The organism is Sorangiineae bacterium MSr11367 (assembly GCA_037157805.1).
In the GTDB taxonomy this organism is placed as follows: Bacteria; Myxococcota_A; Polyangia; order Polyangiales; family Polyangiaceae; genus Pendulispora; species Pendulispora rubella.
In genome coordinates this window covers 7,071,999-7,086,933 of the sequence record CP089983.1, presented here as the reverse complement: position 1 = coordinate 7,086,933, position 14,935 = coordinate 7,071,999, and the positions used below count along the sequence as shown (strand labels likewise).

General features: G+C 64.8%; 19 protein-coding genes. 12 read left to right on the top strand and 7 right to left on the bottom strand.

All coding sequences use genetic code 11. The annotated features are described in order from the left end of the window. Positions 1 to 9: 9 nt before the first annotated feature. Complete coding sequence (locus tag LVJ94_27275; protein ID WXB00613.1) at positions 10 to 1,431, bottom strand: PLP-dependent aminotransferase family protein; 1,422 nt, start codon at positions 1,429 to 1,431, stop codon at positions 10 to 12. Positions 1,432 to 1,502: 71 nt separating this feature from the next. Here LVJ94_27275 and LVJ94_27270 point away from each other — a divergent pair, with 71 nt between their 5' ends. Then, complete coding sequence (locus LVJ94_27270) at positions 1,503 to 2,450, top strand: hypothetical protein (GenBank protein WXB00612.1); 948 nt, start codon at positions 1,503 to 1,505, stop codon at positions 2,448 to 2,450. Here the strand turns inward: LVJ94_27270 and LVJ94_27265 are convergent. Together LVJ94_27265 and LVJ94_27260 are read right to left on the bottom strand one after the other, a co-directional pair. Further along, positions 2,422 to 3,171 carry a hypothetical protein gene (locus LVJ94_27265; protein WXB00611.1) on the bottom strand — a complete coding sequence of 250 codons (750 nt, stop codon included), beginning with the start codon at positions 3,169 to 3,171 and terminating at the stop codon, positions 2,422 to 2,424. The two genes, LVJ94_27270 and LVJ94_27265, sit on opposite strands and share 29 nt — an antisense overlap. Before the next feature lie 198 nt (positions 3,172 to 3,369). Beyond that, positions 3,370 to 3,987, bottom strand: a complete 618-nt coding sequence (locus LVJ94_27260) for a glutathione S-transferase family protein (GenBank protein ID WXB00610.1) — start codon at positions 3,985 to 3,987, stop codon at positions 3,370 to 3,372. 63 nt (positions 3,988 to 4,050) lie between these two features. Here LVJ94_27260 and LVJ94_27255 point away from each other — a divergent pair, with 63 nt between their 5' ends. Further along, on the top strand, positions 4,051 to 4,968 hold the full coding sequence (locus LVJ94_27255) for a LysR family transcriptional regulator (GenBank protein WXB00609.1): 918 nt from the start codon (positions 4,051 to 4,053) through the stop codon (positions 4,966 to 4,968). A gap of 4 nt (positions 4,969 to 4,972) precedes the next feature. On the opposite strand, the gene LVJ94_27250 is transcribed toward LVJ94_27255, so the two are convergent. After that, positions 4,973 to 5,464: a MarR family transcriptional regulator gene (locus tag LVJ94_27250; GenBank protein ID WXB00608.1), complete on the bottom strand. Its 492-nt coding sequence runs from the start codon at positions 5,462 to 5,464 to the stop codon at positions 4,973 to 4,975. A gap of 142 nt (positions 5,465 to 5,606) precedes the next feature. Here LVJ94_27250 and LVJ94_27245 point away from each other — a divergent pair, with 142 nt between their 5' ends. The 5 genes from LVJ94_27245 to LVJ94_27225 all read left to right on the top strand — a co-directional run bounded on the left by LVJ94_27245 (position 5,607) and on the right by LVJ94_27225 (position 9,639). Next, on the top strand, positions 5,607 to 6,026 hold the full coding sequence (locus LVJ94_27245; GenBank protein WXB00607.1) for a hypothetical protein: 420 nt from the start codon (positions 5,607 to 5,609) through the stop codon (positions 6,024 to 6,026). Positions 6,027 to 6,150: 124 nt separating this feature from the next. Next, entirely contained in the window at positions 6,151 to 7,074 is a 924-nt protein-coding gene (locus LVJ94_27240; protein WXB00606.1) for a sigma-70 family RNA polymerase sigma factor, read from the top strand. 102 nt (positions 7,075 to 7,176) lie between these two features. After that, positions 7,177 to 7,926: an SDR family oxidoreductase gene (locus LVJ94_27235; protein ID WXB00605.1), complete on the top strand. Its 750-nt coding sequence runs from the start codon at positions 7,177 to 7,179 to the stop codon at positions 7,924 to 7,926. Positions 7,927 to 7,949: 23 nt separating this feature from the next. After that, positions 7,950 to 8,366, top strand: coding sequence for a cupin domain-containing protein (locus LVJ94_27230; protein ID WXB00604.1), 417 nt, complete (start codon positions 7,950 to 7,952; stop codon positions 8,364 to 8,366). 121 nt (positions 8,367 to 8,487) lie between these two features. Beyond that, entirely contained in the window at positions 8,488 to 9,639 is a 1,152-nt protein-coding gene (locus LVJ94_27225; protein ID WXB00603.1) for a dipeptidase, read from the top strand. An 11-nt stretch (positions 9,640 to 9,650) separates the two neighbouring features. Here LVJ94_27225 and LVJ94_27220 read toward each other — a convergent pair whose 3' ends face one another. Continuing rightward, positions 9,651 to 10,232, bottom strand: coding sequence for a TetR family transcriptional regulator (locus tag LVJ94_27220; protein WXB00602.1), 582 nt, complete (start codon positions 10,230 to 10,232; stop codon positions 9,651 to 9,653). A gap of 72 nt (positions 10,233 to 10,304) precedes the next feature. On the opposite strand from LVJ94_27220, the gene LVJ94_27215 reads away from it, so the two are divergent. Then, entirely contained in the window at positions 10,305 to 10,721 is a 417-nt protein-coding gene (locus tag LVJ94_27215; GenBank protein WXB00601.1) for a hypothetical protein, read from the top strand. Between the two features lie 98 nt (positions 10,722 to 10,819). Here the strand turns inward: LVJ94_27215 and LVJ94_27210 are convergent, their stop codons facing one another. Then, positions 10,820 to 11,605, bottom strand: coding sequence for a glucose 1-dehydrogenase (locus LVJ94_27210; GenBank protein ID WXB00600.1), 786 nt, complete (start codon positions 11,603 to 11,605; stop codon positions 10,820 to 10,822). A gap of 157 nt (positions 11,606 to 11,762) precedes the next feature. On the opposite strand from LVJ94_27210, the gene LVJ94_27205 reads away from it, so the two are divergent. Both LVJ94_27205 and LVJ94_27200 read left to right on the top strand, forming a co-directional pair. After that, on the top strand, positions 11,763 to 12,236 hold the full coding sequence (locus tag LVJ94_27205; protein ID WXB00599.1) for a helix-turn-helix transcriptional regulator: 474 nt from the start codon (positions 11,763 to 11,765) through the stop codon (positions 12,234 to 12,236). A gap of 66 nt (positions 12,237 to 12,302) precedes the next feature. Beyond that, positions 12,303 to 12,830: a cupin domain-containing protein gene (locus LVJ94_27200; GenBank protein ID WXB00598.1), complete on the top strand. Its 528-nt coding sequence runs from the start codon at positions 12,303 to 12,305 to the stop codon at positions 12,828 to 12,830. A gap of 109 nt (positions 12,831 to 12,939) precedes the next feature. Here the strand turns inward: LVJ94_27200 and LVJ94_27195 are convergent, their stop codons facing one another. After that, a complete protein-coding gene (locus LVJ94_27195; GenBank protein WXB00597.1) occupies positions 12,940 to 13,671 on the bottom strand; it encodes a DUF1554 domain-containing protein in 732 nt (243 codons plus the stop codon). A gap of 178 nt (positions 13,672 to 13,849) precedes the next feature. Between LVJ94_27195 and LVJ94_27190 the strand changes: the two genes are divergently transcribed. Together LVJ94_27190 and LVJ94_27185 are read left to right on the top strand one after the other, a co-directional pair. Beyond that, the gene (locus LVJ94_27190; GenBank protein WXB00596.1) at positions 13,850 to 14,320 is read left to right on the top strand and encodes a nuclear transport factor 2 family protein; all 471 of its coding nucleotides are present in this window, start codon (positions 13,850 to 13,852) and stop codon (positions 14,318 to 14,320) included. Positions 14,321 to 14,348: 28 nt separating this feature from the next. Next, the gene (locus LVJ94_27185) at positions 14,349 to 14,897 is read left to right on the top strand and encodes a TetR/AcrR family transcriptional regulator (protein ID WXB00595.1); all 549 of its coding nucleotides are present in this window, start codon (positions 14,349 to 14,351) and stop codon (positions 14,895 to 14,897) included. Positions 14,898 to 14,935: the final 38 nt, after the last annotated feature.

The window sequence follows — 14,935 nt, the reverse complement described above, 5'->3', positions numbered from 1 at the left end:
AGTCGACCGCTACCCTAGCGCGCGTGCGAGGGTGATCACCGCGTTCTGGAGCTGGTGCTCGGTGAATGCGGCGAATCCCAGGACGAGGCCGCGCAGATCGCGGCGGCGAAGGGCGTAGCGATCGAGGGCCCACACGTCGAGCCCGTGCTCGAGGGCGAGCGCCTCGGCCTGTTGCGACGTTCGGCCGTCGAGCAGGTACGCGGGCGTGCTGAGTCCCGCGTGGATTTCCGGCACGCGCAGCAGTCCGTCGAGATGCCGGGCGATGGCGGCTTCGATCGCGCCGCGCCGCGCGGCGTAGAGCTCGCGCATCCGGCGCAGATGCCGCGCGAAGTGGCCCTCGTCGAGAAAGGCCCGGAGGGTCGCCTGCAACAACGACGGGGGGTACAAATCGGTTTGATAGCGCAGCGCGAGAATGCGATCGTGCCACCGATCGGGCACGACCATGTAGCCGCAACGCAGCGAGGGAAAGAGGACCTTGTTGAACGTGCCAATTAGAAAAACCGTGTCGGCCCCCGCAAGACCGGCGAGCGCCGGTAGCGGCCGGCCGCGGTAGCGAAACTCGCTGTCGTAGTCATCTTCGACGAGTGCGATATGGTGTTGCCGCGCCCACGCGATCAACTCGAGGCGTCGCTCCAGCGAGAGTGCGACGCCGAGGTAGAATTGGTGAGCGGGTGTGAGGTAGACGGCCCGCGGTTGCGGGCACCGCCGGCGTCCGTCGGCCGGATCGAGTCCGCGATCGTCGACGCGCACGGGGACGATGCGCGCGCCCGCATTGCGGAAAGCATCGACCCCCGCCCGATAGCCGGGGTCCTCCATCCAGACTCCATCGCCGGGGCGGATCACGGTGCGCGCTACGAGATCGAGCGCCTGCTGCGCGCCCGACACGATGACGATCTGCTCGGCGCGGCAGGTGACGCCGCGCGCCGTGCCGAGGTAGGCCGCGATGGACTCACGCAGTGCGCGCGAGCCCGCGGGATCCCCGCGCGACAGCTCTCGGGCCGGTAGATTGCGCGCGCTCCGGGCGCTGAGGCGCGCCCATACCGCCATGGGAAATTCCGACACCGCGGGTTCGATCGGGCAGAAGGGCCGCGCCCGCAAGCGTTTCGGCGGCGGCGGGCGCGCCGGCTCCTCGGCACCGTGCCGAGGCACGACTTGGTAGTCCTCGAAGACGCGCTCATTGACGACGGTGCCCGAGCCGCGGCGGCTGACCAGGTATCCCTCGTCGTGCAGTCGGTCGTACGCGGCGACGACGACACCGCGCGAGAGCTCGTAGCGCGCGGCGAGATCGCGCGTGGCGGGCACCCGGCCGCCCCGGCGCAATCGTCCGTCGAGGATCGCGTCACGGAGGCCGCCGTAGACCCATTCCGCGAGCGTCTCCGAGCGGGCGCGTGGCGGTAAGGCGAGCAAGATCTCCGGTGCGCGGCGCGGCATGTAAGTGGACCTGTCGATGTTGCCATAACTGGCGCTATTCACTGTACCGGAAAAAGAAGGACCATCCGGGCATGTGGGAACGACCGACGGATCGATGGCTTCGCGTGGCACCGCCACTCGCCGCGCTGGCATACCCCGCGCTGGTGTGGACCGGACCGGCGCTTTGGCCGCCGCTCCTTTTTCTGGCGTTGATCTCCCCGGCCATTGCGCTACGGAGCTCGATGCAGCTCGGGTCCCACGCGCCGAGCACCGCCCGCGCGATTGCGCTGTTCGCCGTCGCCGGGCCGGCGCTCTTCAGTTTTCTCGGCGGGCTGCTCGATTTTCAGCGTGCGCTCCCATTGTCGAGCGTCGGCGTCTGGATCCCGTTGTGGCTCGTCCTCGCCGCCCTCGCGTGGCGTGCGCCCCGGCCCACGGCCGAGCCCCCGTCATCGTGCCCGCCACCGGGCCGTCTGGCGAAGGCACATGGCGTCGTCGCACTGCCCATCGTCGCGTTTGCCCTCGCGCATCTCGTGAACCACGTGAGCGGCATCGCGGGCGGTGAGGTTCACCTCGCGCTCATGCACGCCCTACGCAGCGTCTACCGGCATCGCCTCCTCGAGCCCGTGCTCCTCGGCTGCGTACTCACGCAGTCGCTCACGGGCCTCGTGCTCGTGGCCCGTCGCCTGTCTCGGTGCGCCTCGCCGCTCGAGACGCTGCAGAGTGCCGCGGGCGTCTACCTGGCCATATTCTTCGCGTCGCACCTCCGCGCCGTGCTGCGCGCCCGCGGCCGTGGCGTCGACACCAATTGGCACTGGCTCATCGACAGCGACGTATTCCACGACCCCTGGGGCGCGCGTTTGGCTCCCTATTATGTGCTCGCCATTCTTGCGCTGGCGGTCCATCTCGCGTGCGCCGTGCGGGTGGTCGCGATGGGCCACGGCGCCCGTCCGCGCAGCTGGACCTGGCTGATTGCTGCGTCCATCGGCCTCGCCGCGATGGCGGCGGCCCTCGTCATGATTGGGCTCGCCCGCGGAGGCTGATGGCCAACATGGCATACCAGCCGAGGACGGGGCCCGCTCCCGCGCCCATGATGGGGACCGGGAAATTCCCTGCGAAGGTCATCGCAATCTCACCGAACCCATAGATCCCGAAGGCCAAGCCGAGCCATCGATTTTCGGCATCGGCATGCCCCAGAGCGCGCACGATGGGCAGAAAGAGCAACCCAAGGGCAACGACCGCCGCGCCCGCGATCAGCGGCCCATCCGAGACGGCAAGCACGAGGATCCGCTCCACGTGATCGACCGGCAGCAGCGGATCGGCCCGCATCCAAGCGCCCCACACCAGGGCCGCTGCGGCGATCGCGGAAAGGGGAGATCGTCGAACCGTGAGCGCGACGATGGCCGCGCCCAATGCGGTTGCCTGCCCGGCATCGGGCTGCACGACATGCAGGCCCAAAAATGCCAATAGCATGCCCGAGCCCCATGCCGGCGACCGGTCACGTGCCGCTCCGAGAACCCATGGCGACAAGGCCATGGACGCGTTGAGCCATAGGGGGCCCACTCGGATCCACCGATGCACGCCCTCGAGCCCGCTCGAGACGAGCGTCGACCCTACGAGCAAGCATGCGGCGATGGAGGCCCATACGAGGATTCGTCGCTGACGCCGTGCCGTCTGCCCGGCGAAGGCGACGCTCGCGATCGCGCCGAGAACCATCGCGAAAACATTCGGCACGAAGGCCGTCAGCGACGCTCCGTGGTGCACGGCTACCGCAGCACCAAGCGCCACCGCGGGAGCCGGCACCCATAGATATGCATATCGAAGTGCGTGTGTGGCTGTCTTGTCTGCCGCGCCTCGAAGGTTTACCGATTCATGCAAGGGGAGCTCCTCTCATTGCAAGTATCGGCCGGCGTTGATGGCCATTGCGCGAAAAAGTGCCGGGCAGGTTCACCCGCCGGGCCGTCACATCGGCGGGGGTTTGCTCCCGCGCCAGCCCGGTTGTTCGTCGAGGGAGGCCATCCATCGGCGAACGTTGGTGAACTCCCCGATGGGGAACCGCGCGTGTTCGGCGAAGGTGAGGGTCGAGCCGAGGCAGAAGTCGGCGAGGGTCAGCTGGTCGCCGCAGACGAAGCGCTTGCCTTTGAGCGCGTTGTCCAGCACCGCGGCGTGGCGTTTCAGGTTGGCCTCCTCTTCGGCGCAGCGAACCTCGTCCGAGGCGCCGATGTTGAGGAGCTGTTTGACGATGCGCTGAAAGATGAGCACCCGCCCGGCCGCGCCGAAGTGCGCAAGCTCCCAGGCCTGCCACTTCATGATCTCGTAGCGCAGATTCGACTTGGGCCAGAGATCGTTGTCCTTCTTGCTGGCGAGGTAGCACTGGATGGCATTGCTCTCCCAGAGCGTTAGATCTCCGTCGACGAGCGCAGGAATTTTCCCGTTCGGGTTGATCGCCAGAAAGCCAGGCTCGCGGTTTTCACCCTTGCGGATGTCGACCAGTTTCACATTGAGGTCGATCCCGAGCTGTTTGGCCACGGCGTCGACCTTGCGACAGTTTGGAGACAGGGGGTTCGTGTAGAAGTCCATGCTTCGAAGCTAAGGTTCGGCCCTTCATTCATCAAACGGATTTGTCTTATAATCATTATTCAGATGGCCAATGTCAGCCTCGCCGGCGTGGACCTGAACCTGCTCGTGGCCCTGGACGCGCTTCTGTCCGAGCGAAGCGTGACGCGTGCCGCACAGCGGATGGGCCTCAGCCAACCCGCGATGAGCAACGCGCTCGCGCGCCTTCGCGATCTCCTCGAGGATCCCGTGCTTGTCCGGACCGGCCACGGAATGGAGCCCACCGCACGCGCCCTGGACCTGGCCGCGCCCGTGCATCGTCTCCTGATGGACGCGCGCCAAGTGCTCGCGCAGACGCAGGCGTTCGACCCGGCGACCACCCGCCACCGATTTCGCATCGAGAGCACCGCCGATTTCGAGCTCTCGCTCCTGCCCGACCTCGCGCCCCGCGTGGCGACGATCGCGCCAAACGTCGAGCTGCTGGTCACGCGTGCGAGCCGTGACACGGAAGAGGAGCTTCGCACCGGTCGCATTGACCTGTTCGTCGGTCTCTGGTCGAAGATTCCGTCCCACCTCCACTCGTATCTCCTGCGGCACGACGGCTTTGCCTGCATTGCGCGTCGCGGTCATCCAAGAACGCGGCGCCGACTGACCTTGCGCGCATTCGGCGAGCTGGCTCACGTGGTGGTCACGCCGGACGCGTGGCCGGGCGGCATCGCGGATACGGTGCACGCCGACCGCGGCCTCGGGCAGCACGTGCTAGTTCGAACACCGGATTACCTCGTTGCGGCGAAGATCGTGGCCCGCTCGAACGCCATCGCGACCCTTCCGCGCGGCATCGCCCACGCGCTCGCCGAGCTCTTGCCGCTCGACGTCTTCCGCGCGCCGCTCGACGTTGCCGACGTGTCCATCTCGATGGTCTGGCACCCGCGCACGCACCAGCAAGACGGACACCGATGGTTGCGCAGCCTCATCATGGATGCATGCGCCGCCAGCGAATGGTGATCCCTCAGGTCTCCTTCTTCTTCCTCGTGCGCTTCGCGATCCTGGCCGCGCGCTCGGCCTCGATGCGGTCGTAGAAGGAACGCTGCTCGAGCGCGTCCGCCGCTCCTTCCAGGGCGCGAAACAACGAACCATCGAGCTCCGCATCCAGCGCATCGGCCGCGGCCGCGATGGCCTCCCAATAAGGCTGGAGCTCGGCCATCACCAGTTTTCCCTTCGGGCTCAATTCGACATTTCGCTCCCGCGCATCTTCTCCCGGCGTCACCGTCACCAGCCCCGCCTTGCGCATCTCGGTGATGGTCTGACTCAACGCCGAATGCGTCAGCCCCGATTGCAGCGCGATCGCGCGAATCGTGCACGCCTCCTCGCGCGAGAGCGCCTGAAACACGGGATAGTAACGGGCTCGGAAATCGAGCCCCGCATTCCCATAAACGCGCTCCACGTCTCCATCGAGTAGCGCCACGAGCCGTCGCAGCATCGTTCCGAGTCCAGATCGCATGTCGGATGTATTCCGACAGATGTATTAGCCCTGTTGTATTGCGTCAAGGCCGCGATTTTTGAAAATGCGCAACCTGCACGGGGATCGGGCCGATGGAAAGCGAGCACTCGAATCTAGCCATGCGTTTCCAGGAGAATCCTTCATGAAGAAAATGAGCATCGTCGTTCTCGCGGCCGCGATCAGCACCATCGCCTTTGGCATGCAGACGGTCGCCCGAGCAGGCGCCAAGGCGACGGATGGGAACGTGACCATCGTCGCGGTCGAAGGGGGGCATCACGAGGCGAGCGGTGTATTCAGCCGCACCCGCAGTTCGGCGGACACGCGCAGCCGCATGATTCTCACCGTCCGCGACTACGTCGGGGAAGGCGCGAGCATGCAGTTCGATGCCTACGATGCGAATGGCAACCATGCCTTCTGCACCGCAACCGATGCGCGATTCGTCGAGATGGCGAAGACGATCCATACGGACGACTTCATTCGTGTGCGTTGGTTCGATAGCGGCAACGTCTGCGATGGAATCACGGTCACCTCCGACTCGGCGTATCCGTCCATGCAGCCATAGTCGAATCGGCGACCGCCGCTCGAAAGCCCGGCCGTGCGATGGCGTACGGCCGGGGATTGCTGCCGGTCGCGAGCGCCGCGTGCCGTTTTCTCCCAAGCTTTCGCGGTGGTGCTAGCGTGGGTGCATGCACGCGGATCCCGATGGCACGGCGGCCAATCTCGATGAGGCGGCTTCCATCTTTGCCGGGGTCCGGCGTCGGCTGTTCGGGCTCGCCTACCGCATGTTGGGCAGCAAGGCCGAAGCCGAAGATGTCGTGCAGGAGGTCTGGCTCCGATGGCAGACGTACGACGATCGCGGCTCCGTGCTCGATCCCGCGGCGTTTCTCGTGACCACGGCCGTGCGATTGGCCATCAACGCCGTGCAGTCGGCGCGCGCCCGGCGTGAAACGTATATTGGCCCATGGCTTCCCGAGCCCGTGGATACGCGTGCGGATCCCGAGCTGGGCGCGGTGCGCGGGGAAGCGTTGGAGCTTGCGGTGTTGTTTCTGCTGGAGAAGCTCTCGGCCACGGAACGTGCCGCGTACGTGCTGCGGGAAGCGTTCGACTACGCGTACGCACAGATTGCCGACATTCTCGAAATCAACGAAGCCAACGCGCGCCAACTCGTCACCCGTGCGCGAACCCATTTGGCCTCGGAGCGGCGCACGCCGGCGAGCCCGTCCGAGCAACGACGCTTCTTGGACGCGTTCATCCGGGCGGCCCAAGCCGGGGACCGCTCGGCCTTGGAAGCGCTCTTCGTGGCCGACGTCGCGAACTACTCCGACGGCGGAGGCGTGCTGGGGGTTGCCCGCGTTCCCGTGGTGGGCCGAGCACGTGTTGCGAAGTTCATCGCGTCCTTCGCGCACAAGTTCTGGATCGGCGTCTCGTTCACGTGGACCGAGGCGAACGGTAGGCCCTCGATTCTGCTCTCGCGCGACGGCCTTGTCTTCGGGCTCGTGACGGTCGAGGCCTCGGAGCAGGGAATCGAGCAGCTGATGTGGGTGATGAACCCGGTGAAGCTCGAGGATGTGGGATCGGCCTTGGTTTCTCCGAACGCTGACCCCGCCTGAGACTTTTTTTTCCAACGACCTGTCACGAAACGGTGGGCTGCCCGGTCCTCGTTGCAACACCGGGTGGCGGCGACGCCACGCGAACCACGGAAGGTCGTTCCCATGAAAATCGTAGTCATTGGCGGTACGGGGCTCATCGGCTCGAAGCTCGTACGTAACCTCACCGCGGCGGGGCACGAGGCGCTTGCCGCGTCGCCCAATACAGGGGTCAACACGGTCACCGGCGTGGGCGTGCGGGAGGCTCTTGCGGGCGCGTCGGTTCTCGTCGACGTTTCCAATTCGCCGTCCTTCGAGGACGCCGCGGTTCTGGACTTCTTCTCCAAGGCGACGCGAAACCTGGTCAGTGCAGCGGCGGCCACGGGCATCAAGCACTACGTGGCCTTGTCGGTGGTCGGCTCCGAACGCATGCCGGACAGCGGCTATCTCCGCGCGAAGGTCGCCCAGGAGCTGCTCATCAAAGCCAGCTCCATCCCGTACACGATCGTCCGGGCCACCCAATTCTTCGAATTCGTGAAGGCCATTGCGGACTCCGCAACGGTAGATGGCAAAGTTCGTTTGCCGAAGGCCCTCATTCAGCCCCTCTCGTCCGACAACGTCGCCTACGCGCTGACCGAAGCCACGCTCGATAAGCCCGCGAACGGCATCATCGAGATAGCCGGCCCCGAGACATTCCCCATGGTCGAACTCATTCGCCAAGGTTTGAGCGCGTCCAAGGATCCGCGCCCGGTGATTTCGGACGACGACGCGCGCTATTACGGCGCCCTTCTCAGCGAGCGCTCGCTCTTGCCCGGAGGCGCGGCGCACCTGGGGACCACCCGTTACGCAGACTGGCTTCGACAATCGACGCTTTAGTAAATCTGATGAGGAGATACGCCGTGATCAAAAGAGTTCTCTTCGCGATGGCCCTCGCCGTCGCGCTCATTCCCGATGCACCGGCCGGTGCCGCCGAAGGCAAAGACAAAGTAACCTTGGTCTTCGACCACGTGCTTCCCAACGTCCCTGGCAAAAGCATGAAGAGCTTTCTCGTCGAGTACCCGCCGGGCGGCTCTTCCCCCGGGCACTCGCACGCCAGCTCCGCGTTCATCTACGCAACGGTGTTGCAGGGCGCGATTCGAAGCCAGGTCAATAACGGTCCGGTGAAGACCTACCGTGCCGGCGAAAGCTTCGCGGAAATGCCGGGCGATCACCATGGCGTCAGCGAAAACGCGAGCGCGACCGAGCCCGCGCGCTTGCTGGCCGTGTTCGTCGTGGACACCGCCGAGAAGAATTTGACGACGAACGACAAGAAGTAGCGCTCGATACCATGCTGGGGTGCGCGGCGTGGTCGCGGTCGCATCCCAGCGAAGTTCGACCCACTACGAAATGGAAGGCATTGCCTCGCGGAGGCCCTATAACCGGGCGCAGGAGGCCTCCATGTCATCGAGTCGTGTGACCCGACGCCATTTCGTGCAGTTTGCATCCGGAATCGCGCTTTCCGGATGCGCAGGGCAGGGGAGCGATGCACGCGCCGCGGACCGAGCGCCCGGTTCGAAGGCGGGTGGCAGCTTGGACGACGGAATCATCTTCGATGGAAGTGGTGGCATCGGTCGATACGAATGGAACCCGCCGCTGACGGCCTCCGAGATTCAAGATGGACTGCGCTCGGGTCTGACGTGCGTGAGCATTACCGTCGACGATGTGACGAATAGCGAGCACGCCTTCGATCACACCATGGAAATGATCTCGGTGCGCCTTCGAGAGATTGCCGCCCATCCGGAGTCGCTCATGTTGGTGCGCAACGCGGCCGATTTGCGGGCGGCCAAGGCGACGAAGCGCGTCGGCTTCATTTTCGCATTCCAGGGCGCCACCGCGTTGGGGCCTGCGCTGGAGCACTTCGATACGATGCACGGCCTCGGCGTTCGCGTGATGCAGCTCACGTACAATACGCGCAATCTCCTCGGAGACGGCTGCCTCGAACCCGGCAATGCGGGGCTCAGCACGCTCGGGCGACGCGCCGTCGAGCGAATGAACGCGAGCCGAGTCCTCGTCGACGTGAGCCACTGCGGCCAGCGCACGACCGCCGAGGCCATCGAGCTCTCGAAGCAGCCGGTGGCCATCACCCATACGGGCTGCTCCGCCGTGGTCAATCATCCACGCAACAAGCGGGACGAAGAGCTCAAACGATGCGCCGACAAAGGCGGTGTCGCGGGAATCTATTTCATGCCGTTTCTGCGTGCGCAGGGACAACAAATGGCCGCCGACGTCATCGCGCACCTCGAGCACGCCATCAACGTATGCGGCGAAGAGCACGTCGGCATCGGCTCCGACGGCACGGTCTCCACGGTGGACATCAAAGATCCCGCCTACGTGGCGGAGTTTCGCAAAGAGGTCGAGGAGCGGCGAAAAAAGGGAATCTCGGCGCCCGGCGAAGCCCCCGACGTCTTTCCGCTGTGCCCTGATTTGAATACGCCGCAAAAGTTCCAAATCCTGCGCGACAAACTTCGCGCGCGCGGTCATAGCCAGGCGCGTCTGAACAAGATCATGGGCGGCAACTTCGCCCGCCTCTTTGCCGACGTGTGTGGGTAAAGCAACGACTCTCAATCCGCCCCATCGATGATCCTTTGGATCTGGGCTGCCACGCGGCCCTTGGTGCTCGCGTCCGAGCGTCCCGAAAGTGGTCGTAGCGGTAGCATGAACCGGTAGAACCACACCCCGGTGACCAGGGACAAAATCAATGCGGCGCGCTGTTCGGCGTTCTTTCCGCCGATCAACTTCATCATCGGGTGAAGCATGCGGGCGTGCGCGAGGCGACGGGCTACGGGATTGGCCGAAGGGTCCACCGACGCGAGCAGCATCATGGCCGTCAGGTCGACGACTTGCTGCTCCGAGAACAAGTGCGCGACGATCGCCTCGCCGAGCTCCCGTCGCTCCGTGCTCGCAAAGGCCTGCCCGAGGTCGAAGGCATCTGCAAGCGCCTCCTCGAACAACTTCTCCTTGGACCCGAAGTAGCGCACCACCAGCGCACCGGTGATACCCGCCTCCGCGGCGATGTCACGAATGTTGGCCCCGCCATATCCATATTTGGAGAACGCGACCTTTGCGGCCTCCATGATTTTCGCACGCGTACGCGCGCGATCGCGCGATCGCTCGTCCGTTGGTTTGAGGGATCGCGACGCCATGCAAGTAAACGCACGTTGACATCTGGTCCGCCGTGCGTCAAGTAAGCGTCTGTTTACTAACTGGAGCCACGCATGAAAATCTCTCGACCGATCGCTGGATGGGTGATCGCGGCCCTGGGGGCGTTTGCGCTCGTCATGGGCATCTATGGCCTCATCGACCAGGAAGGCCAAGCTCGCATGATGGGTTTCGCGCCGGTCGCGGCCCGCTTGCCCGGCGATTACACGGCGACGCTGCTCGCCATCACGTCTCTTGCAACCATCAATACGGCAGTACTCTACCTACTCGGCGCAGCCAGGAAATGGTCGGGGTTCTTCCATTGGACCGTCGGGGCTCGCTCGTTCATGGGGCTCGGTCTCCTCGCTCTCGCCTTGAGCGGCAAAGCCCCAAGCTCGTTCATCGGCGCTGCGTCTTGGGAATGGGCCGGCGCGGTGATCATCGGCGCGACCAGCTGGTGGGATCGCCGATCCCTCGCGCATGCCGCAGCGTAAGGCCGCCATCGTTCCGACGGCGGCCACCAGCCCGAGCATCACCGGCGCCATCTTCGAGCGTTGCGACATGCTCGACCCATAACGCTCGGCTCACGCGACTACTTCACCAGATTGCGGGGCCAGCCGGCGGGGACGCCCACCGCACCGCCGTCGACGAAGAGCTCCGTGCCTTGGACGAACGAGGAGTCCGAGGAGGCGAGAAAGAGCACGGCTTTTGCGAGTTCCTCCGCCTCTCCCATGCGCCCGAGGGGCACCATGCTCGCGAGGAACGGCTCGAGAGCGCGCGCTCCCTCTTCCCCGCGTCCCCGCGCCCAAATGGGTGTGCGGATCGGGCCCGGGACCACCACGTTCACGCGGATGTTGCGCGGGCTCAATTCGGCGGCCATGGATCGCGCCATCGAAACCACGGCTCCTTTGCTGGCGGCATAGGCTGCATACCCTGGGCTGCCCAGCGACGCGATGACCGAACCATTGAGGATGATGGACGCGCCGTCGCGCAAAAGCGGCAATGCCGATTGAACGGTGAAAAAGACCGCGGTCACGTTGATCGCGAGGACGGACTCGAACAGCTTCTGATCCGTCGAACCCACCGGGGTGTTGCCGCTGATGCCGGCGTTGGCGAAGACGATGTCGAGCTGTCCGAATCGATCGCGCAGGCTGGCCACCAGCTGCTCGCGGGCGGCCGGATCGGCGACGTCGGCCCTGAACGCGACCGCATTGGGCCCGAGTTCCTTGACGGCCGCGTCGAGCGATGCTTGGTCGCGCCCGGTGATGGCCACCTTGGCGCCCTCTTGAATGAACAGGCGTGCCGTGGCCAGCCCGATTCCGCTGTTTCCGCCCGTGATGAGCGCCGTCTTTCCTTCGAGCTTTCGCTGAGTCGACATGGTGTCTCTCCCTGCTGAACTGGTTTAATGTTGAAACCACGGTTACTATGGGGTCGAGGTTTCATGATGCAACCAGATTTCGTGCATGAGGTCGGCTTGCACGGTGCAAGTGGCTCTAAAGATCGAGCCATGGGAGCTGTACACCCGGAGCGAGGTCATGAAGCGCCGTAGCCTGCAGGACAACGACTGCCCCATCGCCCGATCGCTGGACACGATTGGCGACTGGTGGTCCCTGCTCATCGTGCGCGACGCGTTGATCGGCAAACGCCGCTTCAGTGATTTTCAAAAGAGCCTAGGCCTCGCGAAGAACATCCTCGCCGCGCGACTGCGCAAGCTCGTGGCCGACGGGGTCTTGGAGCTCGCGCCCGCGTCGGATGGAAGCGCCTACCAGGAATACGTGCTCACCGACAAAGGGCGCGATTTGATGATCGTCCTCGTGGCCTTGCGCCAGTGGGGCGAGCATCACCTGTTCCCCCCGGGCGAGTGCGACAACATCCTGGTCGACATCGACCGCGGCGAAAAGGTCGCGCCACTTCGCGTCCTCGCGAAAGACGGCCGTGCGCTCACCCCATCCGATGTCCGGGTCTCCACCCGCAGTGACGCATCCCGCGGCCGCCGCACCCGCTCCTGAACGCGTTTTCCTTGCCCGCCGCCTCCCTTGTGAATTCTTGGGCCGCGCGATAAGGGAACGCGCAGCATGTCCTCTGCCATTCGCCGCCCGCCTTTCATCATTTCGGCCGCCGACGTTCCCGAAGAGACCCATCGCTATCCCCGGAGCGACGAGCCCATGGCACCGTCGCGCGCCATGGGACGTGCGGCAGGGCTGCTCAAGATCGGGCTGCACCTTCAACGGGTTCCGCCGGGCTATCGCATCTCGTGGCCTCATGCGGAGTCGCAAGAAGAAGAATTCGTCTACGTGCTCCAGGGCGAGGTCGACGCCTGGATCGATGGCGATCTTCATCGCATGCGCGCAGGCGATCTCGCGGCCTTTCCGTCGGGGACGGGAATTTGCCACACGTTCCTCAACGACGGCCCCGCCGAAGCGACGCTCCTCGTCGGCGGCGAGGCGAGCAAATCCGACAATCGCATCCTCTATCCGCTGCATCCGCAGCGGAGGGACGACATGCCGTGGAGCCACTGGTGGGATGCTGCTCCGGCGCGAGCGCAGGGGCCCCACGATGGAAAGCCGAACGCGCTGCGTGCGAAGGAGAATTCGTCCGAATAGTGGCGAAAGAACGGTGGATGGCGCGCCCCGTCCGTTGGGCCACGCAACGGTGTTTTTCGCCGTCGACACCACGAGTCCGCGGCGCGGTAGCTGGACGCGCCGCCCGATGTCATTGCTCGAAGCAGTAAATGCGCACGTTGGTGCGATCGCAATATTGCGTATACCGGGAAGTCCAGTTTGCGAGCAGTGAGGTAAGCCCCACGGTTGCAGGGTCGCCCACCCTGCTCGCGGTGGTGAATCCACTGCAATGGTCGCCGGAGGCGGCGCCCGATACCGTCGTACCGGTCCATACTTCGGCCTCGTTCACGAAAATGCCTTTTTCGTCGCGATCGATTCCGTGGTCCAACGCGCCATCGGTGAGATCGTTCCAATTGTTCGCAATGAGCGTTCCGTCGAGTAGCCGATAGGGAACGGTTGCCCGTGTGAAACGAACGGCCGGTGAGTTGGCCTGGTCGGAGAGCCATGCCCGCCAGATACCGCCTAGTTTCATCGCGTCTGCAAGATTCTGGCACGTCGTGTCGGCGCCGTTCGGTCCTCCGAGGGCTGCATTCGACTGGGTGCTCGAGAGGAAAACGCGGCGTGTGGCATCGCACGCATTGGCCACGCATACCGTTTGCGGTGGGCAGGCGGCGCACGATCCTGCGTCACGGCTGCTCGATGCGTCTTCGCGCGCATCGCCGCCGCTGTCGGCGATGGGATTCGTCGTACCGGTGTCGGCGAGCGGCTCGGCGGTCGATCCATCCGGTGCCATGAAAAATCCGGCTTCGTCGAGCCCGCACCCTGCTGCAATGCAGCAGCCGGCGGCGAACGAAAGCGTGGCCATGACGATGCGTTTCCGCATTCCAATACCTTCGCACACTCCCAGGTAGTGTCCAGTCTGGTATTCGGAATACGAGCGCGCAATACTTTCCGAGGCGGGGGCAGGGCATCCGCCCACATGGCCCCAGGAGCGAAGGGGAACGGCCGCCTCGAACTCGAAACGGTTTGTACCAATCGGTAAAGTGTGTAACGATTGGTACATGTCCGTTCTTCGCCCGCCGGTTCCTCCGTTTTCCCTCGAGACCGCCGTCCAGAAAGTCCGCCTGGCCGAAGACGCGTGGAACTCGAGAGATCCCGAGCGTGTCGCGCTCGCGTACACCGAAGATAGCCGCTGGCGGAATCGGTCCGAGTTCTTCACCGGCCGCCGCGCGATCGTGGAGTTCCTCGGCCGCAAATGGGCCAAGGAGCAGGAGTATCGCCTGGTGAAAGAGCTCTGGGCCTTCCACGGCGACCGCATTTCCGTACGCTTTCAGTACGAGTGGCGAGACGATTCGGAAAACTGGTTTCGAGCCCACGGCAACGAACAATGGGAGTTCGACTCGAACGGTTTGATGCGCCGCCGCGAGGCGAGCATCAACGACGTTCCCCTTCGCGCGGCCGACCGCAAATTCACCTGGCCCCTCGGCCCGCGCCCGGTGGATTTTCCGGGCCTTACCGAACTAGGCCTCTGAGCATCGATCGGCCTGCGATATGCCGAGAATGGTCCGAGAGCGCCACGACGTCATTCCGGCATTGGCCGAGGTGTTTCGCGAGCACGGCTTCGAGGGCGCGAGCCTCTCGCTCATCAGCGAGCGGACGGGGCTCGGAAAAGGGAGCCTGTATCATTTCTTTCCGGGGGGAAAAGACGAGATGGCCGCCGCCGTTCTCGCCGACGTCGGCGCATGGTTCGAAAGCAACGTGTTCGAACCGTTGTGTCGCGAAGACGATCCGCGAAAGGGCATGGGGCACATGCTCACGGCCGTGGAAGCGTATTTCCAATCGGGAATGCGCATTTGCCTCGTCGGGGCGTTTGCTCTGGGCGATGCGCGGGATCGCTTCGTCGAGAGCATCCACGGTTACTTCGCCGCCTGGCGCGACGCGCTCGGGCAGGCCCTGGTCCGAGCGGGCCTCGAGCGAAAGGAGGCGAGGGAGCGCGCCGAGGAAATCGTCGGCGCCATTCAAGGGGCCATCGTCCTGGCCCGCGCGCTCGACGATCCGGCGTCGTTTCGCCGGACCCTGCGTCGAATCCGGGCGATGGTGATGCGTTAGGGTCTGGCGATTTCGCGCAACTTCACCGAATCGCTGTC

What these genes read in the sequence shown, in the direction of transcription:
- LVJ94_27240 (WXB00606.1), top strand. Translation starts at nt 6,151, where the DNA reads ATGCACGCGGATCCCGATGGCACGGCGGCCAATCTCGATGAGGCGGCT.
- LVJ94_27225 (WXB00603.1), top strand. Translation starts at nt 8,488, where the DNA reads ATGTCATCGAGTCGTGTGACCCGACGCCATTTCGTGCAGTTTGCATCC.
- LVJ94_27235 (WXB00605.1), top strand. Translation starts at nt 7,177, where the DNA reads ATGAAAATCGTAGTCATTGGCGGTACGGGGCTCATCGGCTCGAAGCTC.
- LVJ94_27185 (WXB00595.1), top strand. Translation starts at nt 14,349, where the DNA reads ATGGTCCGAGAGCGCCACGACGTCATTCCGGCATTGGCCGAGGTGTTT.
- LVJ94_27210 (WXB00600.1), bottom strand. Translation starts at nt 11,605, where the DNA reads ATGTCGACTCAGCGAAAGCTCGAAGGAAAGACGGCGCTCATCACGGGC.
- LVJ94_27245 (WXB00607.1), top strand. Translation starts at nt 5,607, where the DNA reads ATGAAGAAAATGAGCATCGTCGTTCTCGCGGCCGCGATCAGCACCATC.
- LVJ94_27195 (WXB00597.1), bottom strand. Translation starts at nt 13,671, where the DNA reads ATGCGGAAACGCATCGTCATGGCCACGCTTTCGTTCGCCGCCGGCTGC.
- LVJ94_27215 (WXB00601.1), top strand. Translation starts at nt 10,305, where the DNA reads ATGAAAATCTCTCGACCGATCGCTGGATGGGTGATCGCGGCCCTGGGG.
- LVJ94_27275 (WXB00613.1), bottom strand. Translation starts at nt 1,431, where the DNA reads ATGCCGCGCCGCGCACCGGAGATCTTGCTCGCCTTACCGCCACGCGCC.
- LVJ94_27260 (WXB00610.1), bottom strand. Translation starts at nt 3,987, where the DNA reads ATGGACTTCTACACGAACCCCCTGTCTCCAAACTGTCGCAAGGTCGAC.
- LVJ94_27255 (WXB00609.1), top strand. Translation starts at nt 4,051, where the DNA reads ATGGCCAATGTCAGCCTCGCCGGCGTGGACCTGAACCTGCTCGTGGCC.
- LVJ94_27205 (WXB00599.1), top strand. Translation starts at nt 11,763, where the DNA reads ATGAAGCGCCGTAGCCTGCAGGACAACGACTGCCCCATCGCCCGATCG.
- LVJ94_27220 (WXB00602.1), bottom strand. Translation starts at nt 10,232, where the DNA reads ATGGCGTCGCGATCCCTCAAACCAACGGACGAGCGATCGCGCGATCGC.
- LVJ94_27270 (WXB00612.1), top strand. Translation starts at nt 1,503, where the DNA reads ATGTGGGAACGACCGACGGATCGATGGCTTCGCGTGGCACCGCCACTC.
- LVJ94_27200 (WXB00598.1), top strand. Translation starts at nt 12,303, where the DNA reads ATGTCCTCTGCCATTCGCCGCCCGCCTTTCATCATTTCGGCCGCCGAC.
- LVJ94_27250 (WXB00608.1), bottom strand. Translation starts at nt 5,464, where the DNA reads ATGCGATCTGGACTCGGAACGATGCTGCGACGGCTCGTGGCGCTACTC.
- LVJ94_27190 (WXB00596.1), top strand. Translation starts at nt 13,850, where the DNA reads ATGTCCGTTCTTCGCCCGCCGGTTCCTCCGTTTTCCCTCGAGACCGCC.